This is a genomic window from Ectopseudomonas toyotomiensis (genome assembly GCF_900115695.1).
Lineage (GTDB): Bacteria > Pseudomonadota > Gammaproteobacteria > Pseudomonadales > Pseudomonadaceae > Aquipseudomonas > Aquipseudomonas toyotomiensis.
This window is the reverse complement of record NZ_FOXK01000003.1, coordinates 475,224-494,172: the sequence shown is the minus strand read 5'-3', so window position 1 is coordinate 494,172 and position 18,949 is coordinate 475,224. Positions and strand designations below refer to the sequence as shown.

The 18,949-nt window shown below is 64.5% G+C and carries 16 protein-coding genes; 8 read left to right on the top strand and 8 right to left on the bottom strand.

Annotated elements, in window-relative coordinates; all coding sequences use genetic code 11:
* Positions 1-7 precede the first annotated feature (7 nt).
* The gene (locus tag BM186_RS08530) at positions 8-631 is read right to left on the bottom strand and encodes a TetR/AcrR family transcriptional regulator (RefSeq protein WP_021489915.1); all 624 of its coding nucleotides are present in this window, start codon (positions 629-631) and stop codon (positions 8-10) included.
* Positions 632-852: 221 nt separating this feature from the next.
* Here BM186_RS08530 and BM186_RS08525 point away from each other — a divergent pair, with 221 nt between their 5' ends.
* The 8 genes from BM186_RS08525 (at position 853) to BM186_RS08490 (ending at position 12,504) form a co-directional block, all read left to right on the top strand.
* Entirely contained in the window at positions 853-2,667 is a 1,815-nt protein-coding gene (locus BM186_RS08525) for an acyclic terpene utilization AtuA family protein (protein WP_074914625.1), read from the top strand.
* Between the two features lie 42 nt (positions 2,668-2,709).
* A complete protein-coding gene (locus BM186_RS08520; RefSeq protein ID WP_074914622.1) occupies positions 2,710-3,579 on the top strand; it encodes an SDR family oxidoreductase in 870 nt (289 codons plus the stop codon).
* 4 nt (positions 3,580-3,583) lie between these two features.
* On the top strand, positions 3,584-5,200 hold the full coding sequence (gene atuC, locus BM186_RS08515) for a geranyl-CoA carboxylase subunit beta (RefSeq protein ID WP_074914609.1): 1,617 nt from the start codon (positions 3,584-3,586) through the stop codon (positions 5,198-5,200).
* Positions 5,201-5,273: 73 nt separating this feature from the next.
* The gene (gene atuD, locus BM186_RS08510; protein ID WP_074914606.1) at positions 5,274-6,434 is read left to right on the top strand and encodes a citronellyl-CoA dehydrogenase; all 1,161 of its coding nucleotides are present in this window, start codon (positions 5,274-5,276) and stop codon (positions 6,432-6,434) included.
* Between the two features lie 82 nt (positions 6,435-6,516).
* The gene (atuE, locus tag BM186_RS08505) at positions 6,517-7,314 is read left to right on the top strand and encodes an isohexenylglutaconyl-CoA hydratase (RefSeq protein WP_074914604.1); all 798 of its coding nucleotides are present in this window, start codon (positions 6,517-6,519) and stop codon (positions 7,312-7,314) included.
* Between the two features lie 157 nt (positions 7,315-7,471).
* Positions 7,472-9,457, top strand: a complete 1,986-nt coding sequence (locus BM186_RS08500) for an acetyl/propionyl/methylcrotonyl-CoA carboxylase subunit alpha (protein WP_074914601.1) — start codon at positions 7,472-7,474, stop codon at positions 9,455-9,457.
* An 86-nt stretch (positions 9,458-9,543) separates the two neighbouring features.
* A complete protein-coding gene (locus BM186_RS08495) occupies positions 9,544-10,368 on the top strand; it encodes an SDR family oxidoreductase (RefSeq protein WP_074914598.1) in 825 nt (274 codons plus the stop codon).
* Positions 10,369-10,677: 309 nt separating this feature from the next.
* A complete protein-coding gene (locus BM186_RS08490) occupies positions 10,678-12,504 on the top strand; it encodes a long-chain-acyl-CoA synthetase (RefSeq protein WP_074914595.1) in 1,827 nt (608 codons plus the stop codon).
* Between the two features lie 41 nt (positions 12,505-12,545).
* On the opposite strand, the gene BM186_RS26835 is transcribed toward BM186_RS08490, so the two are convergent.
* From BM186_RS26835 to BM186_RS08455, 7 genes are all read right to left on the bottom strand, one after another.
* Positions 12,546-12,848, bottom strand: a complete 303-nt coding sequence (locus BM186_RS26835) for a hypothetical protein (protein ID WP_230875498.1) — start codon at positions 12,846-12,848, stop codon at positions 12,546-12,548.
* A gap of 282 nt (positions 12,849-13,130) precedes the next feature.
* Entirely contained in the window at positions 13,131-13,808 is a 678-nt protein-coding gene (locus BM186_RS08480; RefSeq protein ID WP_074914592.1) for a hypothetical protein, read from the bottom strand.
* Complete coding sequence (locus tag BM186_RS08475) at positions 13,805-14,377, bottom strand: RNA polymerase sigma factor (protein ID WP_074914590.1); 573 nt, start codon at positions 14,375-14,377, stop codon at positions 13,805-13,807. The genes BM186_RS08480 and BM186_RS08475 overlap by 4 nt, the downstream gene beginning before the upstream one ends.
* Positions 14,374-16,074: a vWA domain-containing protein gene (locus tag BM186_RS08470; protein ID WP_074914587.1), complete on the bottom strand. Its 1,701-nt coding sequence runs from the start codon at positions 16,072-16,074 to the stop codon at positions 14,374-14,376. The genes BM186_RS08475 and BM186_RS08470 overlap by 4 nt, the downstream gene beginning before the upstream one ends.
* An 86-nt stretch (positions 16,075-16,160) precedes the next feature.
* Positions 16,161-17,606 (bottom strand): aminotransferase-like domain-containing protein, encoded by a 1,446-nt coding sequence (locus BM186_RS08465; protein WP_021489928.1) that lies wholly within the window; start codon positions 17,604-17,606, stop codon positions 16,161-16,163.
* 179 nt (positions 17,607-17,785) lie between these two features.
* Positions 17,786-18,598 carry an OmpA family protein gene (locus tag BM186_RS08460; protein ID WP_021489929.1) on the bottom strand — a complete coding sequence of 271 codons (813 nt, stop codon included), beginning with the start codon at positions 18,596-18,598 and terminating at the stop codon, positions 17,786-17,788.
* Complete coding sequence (locus BM186_RS08455) at positions 18,598-18,948, bottom strand: DUF4398 domain-containing protein (protein ID WP_074914585.1); 351 nt, start codon at positions 18,946-18,948, stop codon at positions 18,598-18,600. Before BM186_RS08455 ends, BM186_RS08460 begins: the two co-directional genes overlap by 1 nt.
* Position 18,949 lies beyond the last annotated feature (1 nt).

Sequence of the window (18,949 nt, the reverse complement as noted above, 5' to 3'; positions counted from 1 at the left end):
AATTCGCTCAGGCTTCCTTGCACACCAATGACAACGCTTCCTCGGCCAGCTGATCCAGCGTCATTGGTCCCTGCGAACGGAACCAGGTATTGGTCCAGCTGAGCGCACCGGTGAGAAAACGTCGCTGAATGAACGGGTCGCCCTTGAAGTAACCGGCTTCACGGGCCTCGCCCAGCACCGCCAGCCAGATCTGCTCGTAGGTATCACGCAAGGCCAGTACCTGCGCCTGGCCCTCCTCCGAAAGGGAACGCCATTCGTAGACCAGAACCGCCATGGCCTCGCCAGTACCGCCCATGATCGATTGCAGCTCGCAGCGGATCAGCGCCAACAGCCGCTCACGAGTGCCTTGCGCCTCGGCCAGTGCAGCGCGCATCAGGGCAGTGTTGTAGACGATAGTTTCCTCCATCACCGAACGCAGGATCTCTTCCTTGCTCTTGAAGTGGTGAAAGATGCTGCCGGACTGAATACCGATGGCGGCAGCCAGATCGCGCACCGTAGTGCGCTCGTAACCCTTGCTGCGAAACAGGTGGGCGGCCATCTGCAAAAGCTTGCCACGGGCACTGTCCGGATCGGTTACCTGGCCGCTGGCGACCAGCTCCTGCATCACGGCCTGGGCTCTGTGTTCGTCCACGCTGACTTCTCCCCTGATTGCCTTGCACGGCGATTGTTCTGATGAATTCTTGTTGCGGCCGGCAAGTGCTTGTCTTGCTTGATGAAATGTATGCGGCGCCAGCTGACCAAGCAAGCGCTCGGCCGTACTTTTGGCCGATTTGCCCTCCCTCAACTCTTTTCAACCAAGCGCTTGCTTGGTAATGTCAACTCACCTTCTCAATGTGTGACGGGCCAATTCCAATGAACAAAACCGTACGCATCGGCTGCGCCTCCGCGTTCTGGGGCGACACCTCCACCGCTGCAGCTCAGCTGGTTCAGGGTGCCGAACTGGACTACCTGGTGTTCGACTACCTGGCCGAGATCACCATGTCGATCATGGCCGGCGCCCGTATGAAGAAGCCTGACGACGGCTATGCCCGCGATTTCGTCGAGGTGCTCGCGCCGCTGCTGGGCAACATCGCGACGAAGAAGATCCGCGTCATCAGCAACGCTGGCGGGGTCAACCCGATGGCCTGCGCCGCCGCCCTGAGCGCCGCCTGCGAACAGGCCGGCGTACAGCTGAAGATCGCCGTGCTGCATGGCGACAACCTGCAGCCCAAGCTCGGTGAGCTGGTCAAGGCCGGCACCCGAGAGATGTTCACGGGCGCGCCGCTGCCGCCCTTCTGCGTTTCGGTCAACGCCTACCTGGGCGCACCGGGCATCGTCGCCGCGCTGGAACAGGGCGCCGACATCGTTATCACCGGCCGCGTGGTCGACAGCGCCGTGGTCAGCGCCGCCCTGGTGCACGAGTTCGGCTGGTCCTGGAGCGACTACGACAAGCTGGCCCAGGCTGCGCTGGCCGGGCACATCATCGAGTGCGGCGCGCAGTGCACCGGTGGCAACTTCACCGACTGGCGCGACGTGCCGGACTACGAGCACATCGGTTTTCCCATCGTCGAAGTCGAGGACGATGGCCGCTTCGTCGTGACCAAGCCGGAGGGTTCCGGCGGCCTGGTCACGCCTTTTACCGTTGGCGAGCAGATGCTCTACGAGATCGGCGACCCGCGCGCCTATCTGCTGCCGGATGTAGTCTGCGATTTCACCCAGGTCGCGCTGAGCCAGGTCGGCGACCACCGCGTGCAGCTGCAGGGCGCGCGCGGCCTGCCGCCCACCGGGCAATACAAGGTCAGCGCCACCCACCCGGACGGTTTTCGCTGCACCGCCAGCTGCGTGCTCGCCGGTATCGATGCGGTGGCCAAGGCCGAGCGGGTCAGCCAGGCGATCATCAACAAGACCGAAGAGATGTTTGCTGAACGTGGCTGGGGCCGTTACCAGGAGGTCAGCGTCGAGCTGCTGGGTAGCGAGGCCACCTATGGTGCCCACGCTCGTCGCCAGGATAGTCGCGAGCTGGTGGTGAAGATCGCCGTGCGTCATGCCAAGAAGGAGGCGCTGATCCTCTTCTCCCGCGAGATCGCCCAGGCCGCCACTGGCATGGCACCGGGCCTGACCGGCATCGTCGGTGGTCGTCCCACCGTCTACCCGGTGATCCGCCTGTTCAGCTTCCTGGTGGACAAGAGCGCCTGCGCGCTGGAGGTGGAAATCGGCGGCGAGCGCCAGCCGGTCACCCTGCCCCAGGTCGATGCCTTCAACCCCGAGCGACTGCACGCGCCGGCCGCCCTGCCCGTACCGATGGGCGAAGCCGACGCCTCCGTGCCACTGATCCGCCTGGCCGTGGCCCGCTCCGGCGACAAGGGCAACCACAGCAACATCGGCGTGATGGCGAGAGAACCCGAATACCTGGCGTGGATAGCCGCGGCGCTGACGCCCGAGGCCGTGGCCAACTGGATGGCACATACCCTGGACGCCGAACAGGGCCGTGTCAGCCGCTGGTACCTGCCGGGCAGCCAGAGCCTCAACTTCCTGCTCGAGAATGCGCTTGGCGGCGGCGGCGTCGCCAGCCTGCGTATCGACCCGCAGGGCAAGGCCTTTGCCCAGCAACTGCTGGAATTCCCGGTGCCGGTGCCCAGCGCGCTGGCGGAAACCTTGAATGGTGCGCACGGCGCACCCCGCCCGTAGGGTGCGCTGCGCGCACCGAAATCACTCAGGACAACAAGAACAATGAGCTACGACTCCGTATTCAAGCCTGGCCTGTTCGCCGATCAGACCATCCTGGTCACCGGCGGTGGCAGCGGCATCGGTCGCTGCGTGGCCCACGAGCTGGCCCACCTGGGTGCCCATGTGGTGCTGGTGGGGCGCAAGCAGGAGAAGCTGGAGAAGACCCGCGCCGAGATCATCGAAGATGGCGGCAGCGCCAGCTTCCAGGCCTGCGACATCCGTGACGAAGACGCGGTGAAGGCCATGGTCGGCGCGGTGATTGCGCAACGCGGACGCATCCATAACCTGGTCAACAACGCCGGCGGCCAGTTCCCCGCGCCGCTGATCGGCATCAACCAGAAAGGCTTCGAGACCGTGGTGCGCACCAACCTGGTGGGCGGTTTTCTGGTGGCCAAGGAAGTCTTCCTGCAAAGCATGAGCAAGCACGGTGGCAGCATCGTCAACATGCTCGCCGACATGTGGGGCGGCATGCCCGGCATGGGCCATTCCGGTGCCGCACGTGCCGGCATGGAGAACCTCACCAAGACCGCCGCCTACGAGTGGGGCCATGCCGGCGTGCGGGTCAACGCCGTGGCGCCGGGCTGGATTGCCTCCAGTGGCATGGACACCTACCCCGAGTCGATGAAGAACATGATCCGCAACCTCAAGGATCACGTGCCGCTGCAACGCATCGGCAGCGAGTCCGAGGTCGCCGCGGCCATCGTCTTCCTGCTCAGCCCCGGCGCCAACTTCATCAGCGGCAACACCATCCGTATCGACGGTGCCGCCAGCCAGGGCACCCGTGCCTGGACGCTGGGCAAGGCCAAGAACAGCGAGCCCTACAACGGTTTCCACCGGGCCTATCTGCCCGACGTACTGAAAGATCAGGAGTAAGGCGATGCCCGTGATCCAATCGGAAATCGACGTGCATGGCGAAGCCTTCGTGCAGAACCGCGAAGCCATGCTGGCGGCCATCGCGACCTTCCGCGACGTGGAACAGAAGGTGCTCGACAAGGCACAGGAGGCCAAGGCCAAGTTCGACAAGCGCGGCCAGTTGCTGCCGCGTGAACGCATCAACCTGCTGCTCGATGCCGGCGCGCCCTTCCTTGAGCTGTCCTCGCTGGCCGGCTACAAGCTGCACGACGACAAGGACGGCAGCCAGGCCGGTGGCGGCCTGATCGCCGGCATCGGCTACATCGCCGGCGTGCGCTGCCTGGTGATCGCCAACAACAGCGCGATCAAGGGCGGCACCATCTCCCCCACTGGCCTGAAGAAATCGCTGCGCCTGCAGCAGATCGCCTTCGAGAACAAGCTGCCGGTGGTGACCCTGGCCGAAAGCGGCGGCGCCAACCTCAACTACGCCGCCGACATCTTCGTCGAGGGCGCACGCGGCTTCGCCAACCAGGCGCGCATGTCCGCCATGGGCCTACCGCAGATCACCGTGGTGCACGGCTCCAGCACCGCAGGCGGGGCTTACCAGCCTGGCCTGTCGGACTACGTGGTAGTGGTACGCGGCAAGGCCAAGATGTTCCTCGCCGGCCCGCCTCTGCTCAAGGCCGCCACCGGCGAGATCGCTACCGACGAGCAACTCGGTGGCGCCGAGATGCACGCTCAGGTCGCCGGCACGGCTGAATACCTGGCCGAGAACGACGCCGACGGCGTGCGCCTGGCACGCGAGATAGTCGGCATGCTGCCGTGGAACCAGCAGCTGCCGGCACGTGAGAAACGCACCTGGCGCGAACCGCTGTACCCGGCCGAGGAACTGCTCGGCCTGGTGCCGGCCGATGCCAAGAAACCCTACGACGTACGCGAGATCATCGCGCGCCTCGCCGATGGCTCTGAGTTCCTCGACTTCAAGAATGAGTTCGACAGCCAGACCGTCTGCGGCCATCTGCAGATCGAAGGCCAGGCCTGCGGCTTCATCGGCAACAACGGCCCGATCACCCCGCAAGGCGCGGCCAAGGCGGCGCAGTTCATCCAGCTGTGCGAGCAGAGCAACACGCCGATCCTGTTCTTCCACAACACCACCGGCTTCATGGTCGGCACGGAATCGGAACAGAACGGCGTGATCAAGCACGGCTCGAAGATGATCCAGGCGGTGGCCAACGCCACGGTACCCAAGCTGACCATCGTCGTCGGCGGTTCCTACGGCGCCGGCAACTACGCCATGTGCGGCCGCGGCCTCGACCCGCGCTTCATCTTCGCCTGGCCCAACAGCAAGACCGCTGTGATGGGCGGCGCCCAGGCCGGCAAGGTGCTGCGCATCGTCACCGAGGACAAGCACGCCAAGGAGGGCAAGGAAGCCGATCCGAAGATGCTCGACATGCTGGAAACCGTGACCGCGCAGAAACTCGATAGCCAGTCCACGGCCCTCTATGGCACCGCCAGCCTGTGGGACGACGGCCTGATCGACCCGCGCGACACCCGCAAGCTACTGGGCTTTCTGCTGGACATCTGCGCCGAAGCCAACCTGCGACCGCTGAAGAAAAGCAGCTTCGGCGTCGCGAGATTCTGACCGTAGGGTGCGCCGTGCGCACCAAAACACCTGAGCTGGTGCGCACGGCGCACCCTACTGGAGAAAAACAACAATGATCTTCACCCAGGAACACGAGGAACTCCGCCGTACCGTCCGCAATTTCGTCGACAAGGAAATCAACCCGCACGTCGATGAGTGGGAAAAGGAAGGCCGCTTCCCGATCCACGATATTTTCAGGAAAGCCGGCGAGCTGGGCCTGCTGGGCATCTCCAAGCCGGAGAAATTCGGCGGCATGGGCCTGGACTACAGCTACTCGATCGTCGCCGCCGAAGAGTTCGGCACCATTCATTGCGGCGGCATCCCCATGTCCATCGGCGTGCAGACCGACATGTGCACCCCGGCCCTGGCGCGCTTCGGCTCGGACGAGCTGCGCGAAGAATTCCTGCGCCCTGCCATCAGCGGCGAGATGGTCGGCTGCATCGGCGTATCCGAGGTCGGCGCCGGCTCCGACGTGGCGGGCCTGAAGACCACCGCGCGCAAGGACGGCGACGACTACGTGATCAATGGCAGCAAGATGTGGATCACCAACTCGCCGTCGGCCGACTTTATCTGCCTGCTGGCCAACACCTCGGACGACAAGCCGCACGTCAACAAATCGCTGATCATGGTGCCGATGAAGACCCCGGGCATCAGCGTCAGCCCGCACCTGGACAAGCTCGGCATGCGCAGCTCGGAGACCGCCCAGGTGTTCTTCGACAACGTGCGCGTGCCGCAGCGCTACCGCATCGGCCACGAAGGCGCCGGCTTCATGATGCAGATGCTGCAGTTCCAGGAAGAGCGCCTGTTCGGCGCGGCCAACATGATCAAGGGCCTGGAACACTGCGTCGACAGCACCATCGACTATTGCAAGCAGCGCCACACCTTTGGCCAACCGCTGATCGACAACCAGGTCATCCACTTCCGCATGGCCGAACTGCAGACGGAGATCGAGTGCCTGCGCGCACTGGTCTACCAGGCCACCGAACAGTACGTGAAGGGTCGCGACGTGACCAAGCTGGCGTCGATGGCCAAGCTCAAGGCCGGGCGCCTGGGCCGCGAGGTATCCGACGCCTGCCTGCAGTACTGGGGCGGCATGGGCTTCATGTGGGACAACCCGGTGTCGCGTGCCTACCGCGACGTGCGCCTGGTCAGCATCGGCGGCGGCGCCGACGAAATCATGCTCGGCATCATCTGCAAGCTGATGGGCATTCTGCCGGGGAAAAAGAAGGGCTGAGCCACCACTCTTCGTAGGGCGGGTGCAACCCGCCACCCACAGCGCAGCGGCGGGTTTCACCCGTCCTACACCGAGGTATGCAATGAACGATCTGCCCTCCTGCGAAACCCTGCTGCTGAGCCTCGAAGGTGGCGTGCTGCACGTCACCCTCAACCGGCCGGACAGCCGCAACGCCATGAGTCTGACCATGGTCGGCGAACTGCGCGCCACCTTGGAGGCCGTGCGCCATGACCCGAACGTGCGTGCCGTCGTCCTGCGCGGCGCGAGCGGCCACTTCTGCGCCGGCGGCGATATCAAGGACATGGCCGGCGCGCGTGCTCAAGGGGGCGACGCCTACCGCGAACTGAACCGCGCCTTCGGTGCACTGCTGGAAGAGGCCCAGGCCGCACCGCAGGTACTGGTGGCGGTGCTGGAAGGCGCCGTGCTCGGCGGTGGTTTCGGCCTGGCTTGCGTGTCCGACGTGGCCATCGCCACCAGCGGCGCCAAGTTCGGCCTGCCGGAAACCACGCTAGGCATACTGCCGGCGCAGATCGCCCCCTTCGTGGTGCGGCGCATCGGCCTGACCCAGGCGCGCCGCCTGGCGCTGACCGCCGCCCGCTTCGACGGTGCCGAGGCGCTGCGCCTGGGCCTGGTGCACTACTGCGAGAACGACGAGATCGCACTGGCGCAGCGCCTGGACGAGACCCTGGAACAGATTCGCCAGTGTGCGCCGCAGGCCAACGCCCAGACCAAGGCCCTGCTGCTGGCCAGCGAACGCGAAGCCCTCGGCCCGCTGCTCGACCGCGCCGCCGAACAATTCGCTGCTGCCGTCACAGGCGCCGAGGGTGTCGAAGGCACCATGGCCTTCGTGCAGAAACGCAAGCCGAAGTGGGCCCAGTAATAGCCCCCTCTCCCGCTTGCGGGAGAGGGTGCTGTTGCCCCCTTTCCCAAACCCTCTCCCCAAGGGGAGAGGGAACAAATAGAACGTAGCCCGGATGCAATCCGGGAACGCTCACCAAAATGATTCCCCGGATTGCATCCACAGCAGGAGCACAAAGATGCCCGCCTTCAACAAGATCCTGATCGCCAACCGTGGCGAGATCGCCTGCCGGGTGATGCGCACCGCCATTGAGCTTGGCTACCGCACCGTGGCGGTGTACTCCGAGGCCGATGCCGACGCCCGCCACGTGCAGATCGCCGACGAAGCCGTGTGCATCGGCCCGGCCCAGGTCAACCAGTCCTACCTGCGCATCGACGCCATCATCGAAGCCGCGCGCAAGACCGGCGCCGACGCCATCCACCCCGGCTATGGCTTCCTCTCCGAAAACGCCGATTTCGCCCGCGCCTGTGAAGCAGCCGGTATCGTCTTCATCGGCCCGACCGCTTCCGCCATCCACCTGATGGGCAGCAAGCGCCTGTCGAAGATCGCCATGCTGGAGGCCGGCGTACCCTGCATTCCCGGCTTTGAGGGCGCCGCCCAGGATGACGAAACCCTGGCCAGCGAAGCCGAACGCATCGGTTACCCGCTGATGATCAAGGCCAGCGCCGGTGGCGGCGGCCGCGGCATGCGCCTGGTACAGGAATCCTCCGAACTGCTGGGGCAGATCCGCACCGCCCGCTCGGAGGCGCAGAATGCCTTCGGCTCCGGCGAGCTGATACTCGAGCGCGCGGTGATCCGCCCGCGCCATGTCGAAATTCAGGTGTTCGGCGACCAGCAGGGCAATATCGTCTACCTCGGCGAGCGCGACTGCTCGGTGCAGCGTCGCCACCAGAAGGTGGTCGAGGAAGCGCCCTGCCCGGTGATGACGCCCGAGCTGCGCAAGGCCATGGGCGAAGCGGCGGTCAAGGCTGCAGCATCGGTGAACTACGTTGGCGCCGGCACCGTGGAATTCCTCCTCGACGCCAGCGGCGAGTTCTTCTTCCTGGAAATGAACACCCGCCTGCAGGTGGAACACCCAGTCACCGAGCTGATCACCGGTCAGGATCTGGTGGCCTGGCAGATTCGCGTGGCCGAGGGCCAGCCCCTGCCACTTCGACAAGACGAAATCCGCCTCAACGGTCATGCCATGGAAGTGCGCCTGTACGCCGAGGATTCGGCCGCCGGCTTCCTGCCGCAAACCGGCCAGGTACTGCGCTGGGAACCCGAATTGTTGGCTGGCGTGCGCATCGATCACGGCCTGGTCGAGGGCCAGGCCGTCACCCCCTTCTACGACCCGATGCTGGCCAAGGTCATCGCCTACGGCGAAACCCGCGACGAAGCCCGGCGCAAGCTGTTACGCGCCGTCGAGCAGTGCGTGCTGCTGGGCGTGAACGGCAACCAGCGCTTTCTCGCCAACCTGCTCAAGCACCCGCAGTTCGCCGCTGGCAACGCCACTACAGCATTCATCGCCGAGCACTTCGCTGATGACCCCAGCCTGCATCCGCACCCGGCCAGCCTGGCCGAGCTGGCCATGGCCGCCGCCCTGCTCTACCAGACCTCGGCCAACGCTCGCGCGCACCAGCCCGGCCTGTCCGGCTGGCGTAGCGCCGGCAGCGCGCCCTGGCGTTTCGTCCTCAAGCAGGGGGAACACAAGCACGCCGTGGAACTGGACGTGATCGCCAGCGGCACGCAAGCGCACCTTTGCGTGCGTCGGGGCGAGGACCAGCTACCCCTGCGCCTGCTGGCCAGCGATGGCCGCTGGTTGACCCTGGAGCTGGACGGCGTGCGCCGCCGCCAGGCCTACCACATCGAAGGCGAGCGCCTGTGGCTGTACGGTGAGCATGGCAACCTGGAACTGCTGGATGTCACCCACGAGCCGGCCGGTGGCCAGAACGCCGCCAGCAGCGGCACGGTGAAGGCGCCGATGGATGGCGCCATAGTCGAGGTACTGGTCGCCGAGGGGGCCAGCGTCAGCAAGGGGCAACTGCTGCTGGTGCTGGAAGCGATGAAGATGGAACACCCGCTCAAGGCCGGCATCGACGGCATCGTTCGCCGCGTCGGCGTGAGCCAGGGCGACCAGGTGAAGAGCCGCCAGTTGCTGGTGGAAATCGAAGCTAACTCGTAGGTGTCGCGGGGGCCGCCTAGCAGGCCGTGCGCACCCAAAACCCGTCGGTGCGCACGGCGCACTCTACCCATACAAGAGGAACGCCCATGTCACTTTCCGCCAAGACCCTGTTCATCACCGGCGCCAGCCGTGGCATCGGCCGCGAAATCGCCCTCAAGGCCGCCGCCGATGGCGCCAATATCGTCATCGCAGCCAAGAGCGCCGAGCCGCACCCGAAACTGGAAGGCACCATCTTCAGCGTCGCCGCCGAGGTCGAAGCCGCAGGCGGCAAAGCGCTGGCCCTGCAGCTGGACGTGCGTGACGAACAGGCCGTGGCGGCCGCCATGGCCCAGGCCGCCGAGCATTTCGGCGGCATCGACGCCCTCGTCAACAACGCCGGGGCCATCAAGCTGGTGGGCGTGGAAAAACTAGAACCCAAGCGCTTCGACCTGATGTACCAGATCAACACCCGCGCGGTGATGGTCTGCAGCCAGGCGGCCCTGCCGTACCTGAAGCAGAGCGCCAACGGCCATATCCTCAACCTCTCTCCGCCGCTCAATCTCGACGCCAAGTGGTTCGCCCAGCACGGCCCCTACACCGTCACCAAGTACGGCATGAGCATGCTTAGCCTGGGCATGAGTGAGGAGTTCAAGAAGTACGGCATCAGCGTCAACTCGCTGTGGCCGAAGACCATGATCGCCACCGCCGCCATCGAATTCGAACTGGGCAGCCGCGACGCCTTCAAGCGCGCGCGCACTCCGGCGATCATGGCCGACGCGGCCCACGCCATCCTGAGTAGCGAAGGCCGCAGCATCACCGGCCGCCTGCTGATCGACGAAGACATCCTGCGCGAACGTGGCGTCAACGACTTCGAACAGTACCGTTTCGATCCCGCTGGCGGCAGCCTGGTGCCAGACCTGTTCGTCGATTGAGCACTGCGGGATACGCTCCGCTCCCCTCTCCCATTTATGGGAGAGGGGCTGGGGGAGAGGGAATGCCGTTTCGACTTCGTAGGCCGGATGCAATCCGGGCTACGTGCGCGCCTCGATCCGTAGGGTGCGCCGCGCGCACCGAGACAACCTCGGGATTTGTGCCGGTCCGGTGCGCGCAGCGCACCCTACGAGCGGCAAGGCTATTTGCCGATCTGCCCACCGCTGAACGCACCTGGGCCATGGCTGGTGTTCGCCAGGCTGACTAGAGTCAGAACTCGCCTCCAATTCATAACAGCCAAGTGCGCCCCAATGAGCCAAGCCGATCTGATTTCGCCCTTCCGCTTCCTGGCCCACCTGCCGCAGCACCTGCCACGCGTGCCGCGCATGCTGCGCGGCCTTTACTACGCAGGCATCCGCAACCGCGAGAAGAATCTGTCGCTGGCCTGGGCCCTGCAACGCGCTGCCGAGCGCCACCCCGAGCGCCCGGCGCTGATGGATGAACACCGCCAGCTCAGCTATCGAGCGTTCAATGTCTGGGCCAACCGCCTGGCCTGGGCGTTCAAGGCCGAGGGGGTCGGCCATGGCGACGTGGTCGCGGTGATGCTGGAGAACCGCCTGGAGCTGCTGGCGATCCTCGCAGCCCTATGCAAACTCGGCGCCGTAGGCGCGCTGATCAACACCACCCAGCGCGGCAAGGTGCTGGCGCACAGTTTCAACCTGGTCAAACCCGGATTCCTGGTAATCGGCGACGAACTGATCGGCGCCTTCGACGAAATCGCCGACCAGTTGCATGACCTGCAGGCACGTCGCTACTGGATCGCCGACCAGGACTGCCTGGGCGATCCCGGCCATGCGCCGCAGAGCTGGCTCAACCTCATGCAGATCGCCAGCGGCCAGGCCGAAGACAATCCTCCGGATAGCCAAGGTGTGCGCATGAAGGATGCCTGCTTCCTGATCTACACCTCCGGCACCACCGGCCTGCCCAAGGCCTCGATCATGAGCCATGGCAAGTGGATCAAAGCCTACGGCGGCTTCGGCCATTCCGGCCTGACCCTGAACGAGCACGACGTGCTCTATCTCACCCTGCCCTGCTATCACAACAACGCCGTCACCGTATGCTGGAGTGCGGCCCTGGCCGGCGGCGCAGCCATCGCCCTGCGCCGCAGGTTCTCCGCCAGCGCCTTCTGGAGCGACGTGGCGCGCTACCAGGCCACCTGCTTCGGCTATATCGGCGAACTGTGCCGTTACCTGCTCAATCAGCCGGAAACCGACACCGAAAAGAACAACAGCCTGCGCTGCATGATCGGCAACGGCCTGCGCCCCTCGATCTGGGCCGAGTTCAAGCAACGTTTCGGTATCGAGCAGATCACCGAGTTCTATGCCTCCAGCGAAGGCAATATCGGCTTCACCAACGTCTTCAACTTCGACAACACCGTCGGCTACACCCCCGCCACCTACGCCATCGTCCGTTACGACATGGAGAACGATCAGCCGCTGCGTTGCAAGAAGGGCTTTCTGCAAAAGGCCGACAAGGGCGAGGCCGGTCTGCTGATCAGCGAGATCAGCGCCAAGTGGCCGTTCGACGGCTACACCGATCAGGCCAAGAGCGAGGCGGCGATCCTGCGCGACGTGTTCAAGAAGGGCGACGCCTGGTTCAACACCGGCGACCTGATGCGCGATATCGGCTGCAAGCACGCGCAGTTCGTCGACCGCCTCGGCGATACCTTCCGCTGGAAAGGCGAGAACGTCTCCACTACCGAAGTGGAAAACGTGCTCGGCGCCTTCCCCGGTGTGGAGGATGCGGTGGTCTACGGCGTGGAGATTCCCGGTACCAACGGTCGCTGCGGCATGGCTGCACTGCGCCTGGCACAAGGCCTTGAGCTGGACGGCGCCGCCCTGGCCGCCCACCTCGACGCGGAGCTGCCGGCTTACGCCGCGCCGCTGTTCGTGCGCCTGCTAGGCGAAGTCGAGACCACCGGTACCTTCAAGTACAAGAAGACGGATCTGAAGCAGGCCGGCTACGACCCATGCCAGGTCGACGGTCCGCTCTACGTGCGCTTGCCTGGCTCGAACAGCTTTCAGTGGTTGGATGGCGAACTGCATGCAGCCATCGAACAGCGACACTACCGTTTCTGAGCAGAATGAAGCCCGGCCATGGGTAGGGTGCGCCGCCCCTGCTACTGCTTGAACTCGAACTGCAGCTCAGCGCCTTCGATGGAGTCCCAGTAGTCGTCGACCCGTTCGTTGCTGATCAGCCGACCACTGATCTGGAACGGGCTCTGGACTTCGGTTTTCTCGCCAAACAGCGGCGGCAGCAAGGGAGAGAGATCCTCGCGGGTTTCGCTTTCCAGCGCCTGCTCGAACAACTCCTGCGGCACACTCAGATCCAATGCCAGTTTCGATTCAGGCTCCACCGGCTTGGGCTGTGGCGCTACAACAGGCTTGGGCTTGGCAACGACGGGCGGTTTGGCGGCGGGCATGGGCTTGCTTTCGACCACCTTGGCAGGCGGTGCTGGTTCGACAGGCTCTGGCTTGGCGACCTCTGCAACGGGCGCAGTTGCAGTGACCACTGCCGGCGCTGGCGCGGGCTGCTGTGCAACGGGTTCCGACTCACGCTCACAAGCGCTCAGCCAACCCAGGCAAAGCAATAGAAGAATGGACTTACGCATCATGGGACAAGGGTAGCTCGATCAGTAACGCGCCCATGCTCCTCCGCCTGGGCGCGCCTGACAAGCCGACTTACATGACTTTTACCTCGTGCCTCATTCACTCGGCGACTCGCTGGCCAGATGAGCGAGCTCAGCCTCGATATCCAGTTGTGGATAGTCGGCCTTTAGCTGCTCCAGCAACCGCTGCGCCTCCTCCTGCTCACCCGCCTTGCGCAGCTCCAGCAGACGCAGCAGCGCCTCGCGCGGTTCGCTCTGGATCACCAATTCGGCCATGGGCGCCAACGCAGCGCTACTGGCCATCGGTGCCTCAGCCACATCGGCAGACGGCGCCTGACGTGCCATGGCCTGACTTCTCATGCGTTCCTGCGGGGCAGCCATAGGCGCAATCGCCTCCTGCTCTGGCGCACGCTTGGCCGCCATCGGAGCCGATGCAGCCGGACTCATGGCCACGCTGGGCGGCACGGCATCGAAGGCATCCGGCGTCTGCTCCAGCGTGCGCCAGGTCAGGCTGACCCCGATCCCGACACAAGCCAGCCCGGCCACGGCCACCGACCAGCGCTGTCGGCCACTGCCGAACAGCCACTGGTGCAAACGTTGCGCCCAGCCAGCTTCGCCACTGACCGCTTCGGCCTGCTGCGCCTCACGGGCGGCCGCGCTTGCCGCCGCCAGAATGCGTGCATCCAGCTCGGCCGAGGGTTCGCCGCTGCCATGGGCACGAAAATGCGCCAGCAGCGCCTGCTCGTGATCCAGAGGTTCTCGTTGATCTTTCATGCGGACAACTCCTCGGTGGCCAGCAGCCGGCGCAGCTTCTGCAGGGCATAGCGCAGACGGCTCTTGACCGTCTCGGCCGGCGTGCGGGTCAACTCGGCAATCTCGTTCAATTCCAGGTCGCCATGGGCGCGCAGCAGGAATACTTCGCGCTGATCTTCCGGCAGATCGGCCAACGCCGCCTGCAGCCGCTCACTGTCGCGACTCAGGCCCCATTGCTGCTCCGGGCCGGGTTGCGGGTCAGGCTGGGCGTGCTGCCCTTCATCGTAAGCGTCGTGCCCGACCTGATGTCGCCCGCTCTTGCGCCAGTGGTCAATCAGGCGGTTACGCGCGATCTGGTACAGCCAGGTCTTGAACAGCACAGACTCGCGCTGCTCGCTCTGGCTTCGCACCAGGCTCATCCAGGTTTCCTGGAACACTTCTTCGGCCAGGGCGTGATCGCCGCACAGGCCGAGCAGAAAGCGAAACAGGCCCAGCCGATGGCGCTGGTAAAGCGCGTTGAAGGCCGCGGCATCGCCGCGGCGGTAACGCCGCAACAAAGCGGCGTCGTCATCCGTGAGAGGTGCGTTCACTGCTGAGCTCGTGCAGGGGTGGAGCCGGAAGTGTGCAGGCTCTGGGCGATTTCGGCCAGCTGGATGAACTCGCCACGCAGACCGAAGCGATCCTCACCTTTGGCCGAGCGCGCCAGCGCGATGCTCTGCGCCAGATCGAAGTCGCCCGTGTAGCGCCCGTCCTTGAGCTGCTGGGCGAAGGCGGCTACCGCTGCGGCGAAGCGCAGGTCCTCGCTGGCGGCGTTCATCGGCTTGGCCTCGGCACGTGCGATGGGGCGCTCCAGCAACCGACTGCTCACCTCCCCCGGCGCCTTGTAGCGAATCCGCAACCAGGCCAGTTCGCCACTCTTGCTCGCGGTCTGGGCAGTGGCCTGATAGCGCAGCGGCTCCAGCCAGCCTTTACCGCCCGCCGGGACAATCTCATAGAGCGCGGTGACGGTGTGACCGGCGCCAATATCACCGGCATCGACCTTGTCGTTACTGAAGTCCTCGCGCTTGAGCGCACGGTTTTCGTAGCCCAGCAGGCGGTACTCGCTGACCTCGCTCGGGTTGAATTCCAGTTGCAGTTTCACGTCGCTCGCCACGGTGGACAGGGTCGAGCCGAGCTGATCCACCAGCACCTTGCGTGCCTCGCGCAGGTTGTCGATGTAGGCGTAGTTGCCGTTACCGGCGTCGGCCAGTTGCTCCATCAGGCGCTCGTTGTAGTTGTCCACGCCAAAACCCAGGGTGGTCAGCGAGACACCTGTCTTGCGCTTGTCGGCGGCCAATTGCTTGAGGCTGTCGAAGTCGCTGATGCCGACGTTGAAGTCGCCATCAGTGGCCAGCAGGATGCGATTGATGCCGCCATCGATCAGGTGCTTGCCCGCCTGCTGGTAGGCCAGCTGGATGCCCGACTCCCCTGCCGTCGAACCACCGGCGCTGAGTTGGTCGATGGCTGCACGGATCTTCGCCTTGTCGCTGCCGGGCGTGGAATCGAGCACCACCTGGCTGTCACCGGCATAGGTGACCAGCGAGACGCGATCCTGCGGGCGCAACTGCTCGACCAGCAATTTCAGGGTGCCCTGCACCATGGGCAGGCCTTCACGGCGATGCATCGAGCCGGAGACATCGACCAGAAACACCAGGTTAGCCGGCGCCAGCTCCTCCACGCTGCGATCCGACGCCTTGATGGCGATGCGCAGCAGGCGTGTCTGCGGGTTCCATGGCGTCACCGCCAGTTCGGTGCTGACGCCGAAAGGCGCATCGGCCTGCGGCAACGGGTAGGCGTAGGGAAAGTAGTTGACCAGTTCCTCCAGACGCACGGCGTCCTTCGGTGGCAGTTGCCCGCCATTGAGGAAGCGCCGCACGTTGGCGTAGCTACCGGTGTCGACGTCGATGCTGAAGGTGGATACCGGGGTCTCGGCAACCGCGAACACCGGATTATCGGCATAGGCCTGGTATTGCTCGCGCGACTCATCACGGTAGCGCGGCGGCAGGACATCGGCGATGGGCGACGGCGCGTAAACCAGGGTCGACATGCGCTTCTGGCTGGCAGCAGCAGGCATCTCGGCTGCTACAGGCGCAGCCAGACGTTCACGGACGAGTGTCGCCGCCGGCTCCGAATTGGCCAGGGCTTCCGGCTCCGGGCCAGAGGCGCTGCAGGCGGCGAGCAGCAGCAAGGTGCTCGCGGAAAAACCGACGGCGAATGGGCGAACGAGCAACGAGGAATAAATGGACATGGTGCACCTCCTGAGCAATGGCACGAGACCTTCGCTCAGGTAGACGCAGCACTTCGATGAAACGGGTTAACCCAGGACGTGCTTTCTCAACCTTCCCAGGAACCGCCCGCCTCCTGGCACAGCTGCGTGGCCAACATCCCAAGGGTCATCAGCGCCCTCTCCGCCTCGCGGTTCCATGGAATGCCACAGTTGAGCCGCACGCAATGATTGAACTGCTCGGTGTTGCTGAAGATCAGCCCCGGTGCGATCGAGATGCCCTGCTGCAGCGCGCGCACGTGCAGATCCTTGGTATTGACCCGCGCCGGCAGGCTGACCCAGAGAATGAAGCCGCCCTTGGGCCGGGTCATCTGCGTACCGACCGGAAAGTACTGCTGCACCGCCAGTTGGAAGGCATTGAGGTTCTTGCGGTACTCCTGGCGGATATGCCGCAGATGGCGGTCATAGCCACCGTTCTCCAGATAAGCCGCCACCGCCATCTGGGTGACGCTGCACGCCGAATGGGTGGAAAAGGTCTGCAGCCGCTGGATCTCGTCCTGATACTTGCCGGCGACGATCCAGCCAATACGCACACCGGGCGACAGTGTCTTGGAGAAGCTCGAGCAATAGATCACCCGGCTGTCGCGATCATGCGACTTCAATGCTTTGGTCGGCCCCTGTTCGAACATCAGCTCGCCGTAGATATCGTCTTCGACGATCTGGAAATCGTAGTCGCCGGCCAGGCGCAACAACTGACGCTGACGCTCCTCGGGGATGGTGCCACCCAGCGGGTTGGATAGCCGCGCAGTCAGCACCAGCGCCTTGATCGGCCACTGGTTGGCCGCCAGTTGCAGCGCTTCAAGGCTGATGCCGGTAGTCGGGTCGCAGGGAATCTCGATGACCTTGAGCCCAAGCAGGTCGGCCAGTTGCAGCAGACCGTAGTAGGTCGGCGACTCTACCGCGATGAGATCGCCCGGCTTGGTCAGCACACGCAGGCTCATCTGCAGCGCATCGACGCAGCCATGGGTGATCACCACCTCGGACGGATCGACCACTACACCAGCATCGCGCATGCGGATCGCCACCTGGCGGCGCAACGGCTCGAAGCCGGGGCTGAACATGTAGCTAAAGGCGCGCGGGCTGTGAAAACGGGTGACCTTGGCCAGTTGCTGGTGCAATGCGCGCACCGGCAGGTAATCGACATGCGGCACCGCGGCGCCCAGCGGAAATACGCCCTCGCGGCGAGACTCGGTGAGCACCTGATTGATGATGCTGGCGCGAGTGACCAGGCCTGGTCGCTCGACCTTGGCGATGTCCGGCGTCGGCGCGGTCAGCGCTGGTGTCTGGTGCACGTAGAAGCCGGATTGCGGGCGTGCACGAATCAACCCCTGATCTTCGAGGTTGGCGTAGGCCTGCAACACCGTGGCGTGGCTGACATTGAGCTGAGCGCTCATCTTGCGCACCGAAGGCACGCGCTCGCCAGGCTGGTAGACACCGCGACGAATATCTTCGGCCAACTGCTGGGCGATACGTTGATAGAGCAGCAGATTGGTCATGGCGATATCCTCCGTGGTCATTGGAGCATAACAGTAACCTATTGCTACACAATTGTACCGGCACAGATACGATCTGTTTTCCCCTTACGTCATTGCTTGCCAAGCATGCACGGCATCGTCGCCATTTTCAGTGCATAAAAAACCCCGGACTCTGCCGGGGGTTCTGTCAGGCATTTCGCTCAGCGCTCGGCACCAAGCTGGCCTCGCTCGTCAGAAAAGACGATCTCCACTCGCCGATTCTGCGCCCGGCCACGTGCCGACGCATTTTCCGCAACCGGGAAGTCGACACCGTAACCGGCGACCTGAATACGCTTGGCTTCCACGCCCAGATCCACCAGCAGATCGGCCACAGCCTGCGCGCGCGCGCGGGACAGTTCAAGATTCTCGGCAGCATCACCGGTATTGTCGGTGTAGCCCTCGATACGCACGCGGCGCTGCGGATTGATCTGCAGGAACTGCACGAGCTTGAGTACCGTACGGTTGGCTGCTGGTTGCAGATCGGCGCGACCAGCGTCGAACAACATATCGCCCAGGGTCATCACCAGGCCGCGCTCGGTCTCGTTGGTGGCGAGGCTGACCATCTGCTCTTCCAACCAGCCGTTGTGCTGCTGCACGCTCATCAGCTTGGCTTCGCGCAGGGTCAACTGCAGACGCTGGCGTTCCAGTTCGAGCTTGGCTGCGCGTTCCTGGTTGAGACTGATATCGCTGTGTTGCCGGGCGATCTCGGCATAGCGCTGGCTGAGGTAGGCGTAATGACGCACATCGTCGCCACTGCCCCAGTAACTGGACAGGCGCTCGGCACGGCCCAGCGATTCGCCTGCGCGAATCACGTCCTTGGGTGCGGCACGCAGCACGCTGGGATCTTCCTTGACCGACTGGAAACTCAGACGCGCTTCTTCCAGAGCCTGCTCACTCGCCAGCTGACTGGACGCACAACCACTCAACAGCGTACCGACCAGCATCAGGCCGCCCAGATGACCAAAAGCCTTCATCACATGGCTCCCAGTTGCTGGCGCAGACGGCCGATGCGTTGATTGAGTTCGGTCAGTTGCTCCCGCCCTTTGGCATTGAGGTGCTCGGCCTCGGCCAGGCGCGCATCTAGCTCGGCCTGCTCGGCCAACAGGCGCGCCTGCTTGTTTTCACCGTCCTGCATGGCCGCCTGGGCCTGCGCGAACTTCTCTTCAGCCTGGCGAAGTGACGCGGACTGTTCGCTGACCACCCCCAGGGATTTGGTCTGCGCCAACGCCTGTTCGGTCAGCCGCATCTGCTCGGTCGGAGCAGGATCGCTGGCACAGGCCGTCAGGCCCAGCGCCAGCAGCAAGGGAAGGGTTCGATTGATCACG

Excerpts from the sequence above, each read along its gene's own strand:
- BM186_RS08525 (WP_074914625.1), top strand. The coding sequence starts at position 853 with ATGAACAAAACCGTACGCATCGGCTGCGCCTCCGCGTTCTGGGGCGAC.
- BM186_RS08520 (WP_074914622.1), top strand. The coding sequence starts at position 2,710 with ATGAGCTACGACTCCGTATTCAAGCCTGGCCTGTTCGCCGATCAGACC.
- atuC (WP_074914609.1), top strand. The coding sequence starts at position 3,584 with ATGCCCGTGATCCAATCGGAAATCGACGTGCATGGCGAAGCCTTCGTG.
- atuD (WP_074914606.1), top strand. The coding sequence starts at position 5,274 with ATGATCTTCACCCAGGAACACGAGGAACTCCGCCGTACCGTCCGCAAT.
- atuE (WP_074914604.1), top strand. The coding sequence starts at position 6,517 with ATGAACGATCTGCCCTCCTGCGAAACCCTGCTGCTGAGCCTCGAAGGT.
- BM186_RS08500 (WP_074914601.1), top strand. The coding sequence starts at position 7,472 with ATGCCCGCCTTCAACAAGATCCTGATCGCCAACCGTGGCGAGATCGCC.
- BM186_RS08495 (WP_074914598.1), top strand. The coding sequence starts at position 9,544 with ATGTCACTTTCCGCCAAGACCCTGTTCATCACCGGCGCCAGCCGTGGC.
- BM186_RS08490 (WP_074914595.1), top strand. The coding sequence starts at position 10,678 with ATGAGCCAAGCCGATCTGATTTCGCCCTTCCGCTTCCTGGCCCACCTG.
- BM186_RS26835 (WP_230875498.1), bottom strand. The coding sequence starts at position 12,848 with ATGCCCGCCGCCAAACCGCCCGTCGTTGCCAAGCCCAAGCCTGTTGTA.
- BM186_RS08480 (WP_074914592.1), bottom strand. The coding sequence starts at position 13,808 with ATGAAAGATCAACGAGAACCTCTGGATCACGAGCAGGCGCTGCTGGCG.
- BM186_RS08470 (WP_074914587.1), bottom strand. The coding sequence starts at position 16,074 with ATGTCCATTTATTCCTCGTTGCTCGTTCGCCCATTCGCCGTCGGTTTT.
- BM186_RS08465 (WP_021489928.1), bottom strand. The coding sequence starts at position 17,606 with ATGACCAATCTGCTGCTCTATCAACGTATCGCCCAGCAGTTGGCCGAA.
- BM186_RS08460 (WP_021489929.1), bottom strand. The coding sequence starts at position 18,598 with ATGAAGGCTTTTGGTCATCTGGGCGGCCTGATGCTGGTCGGTACGCTG.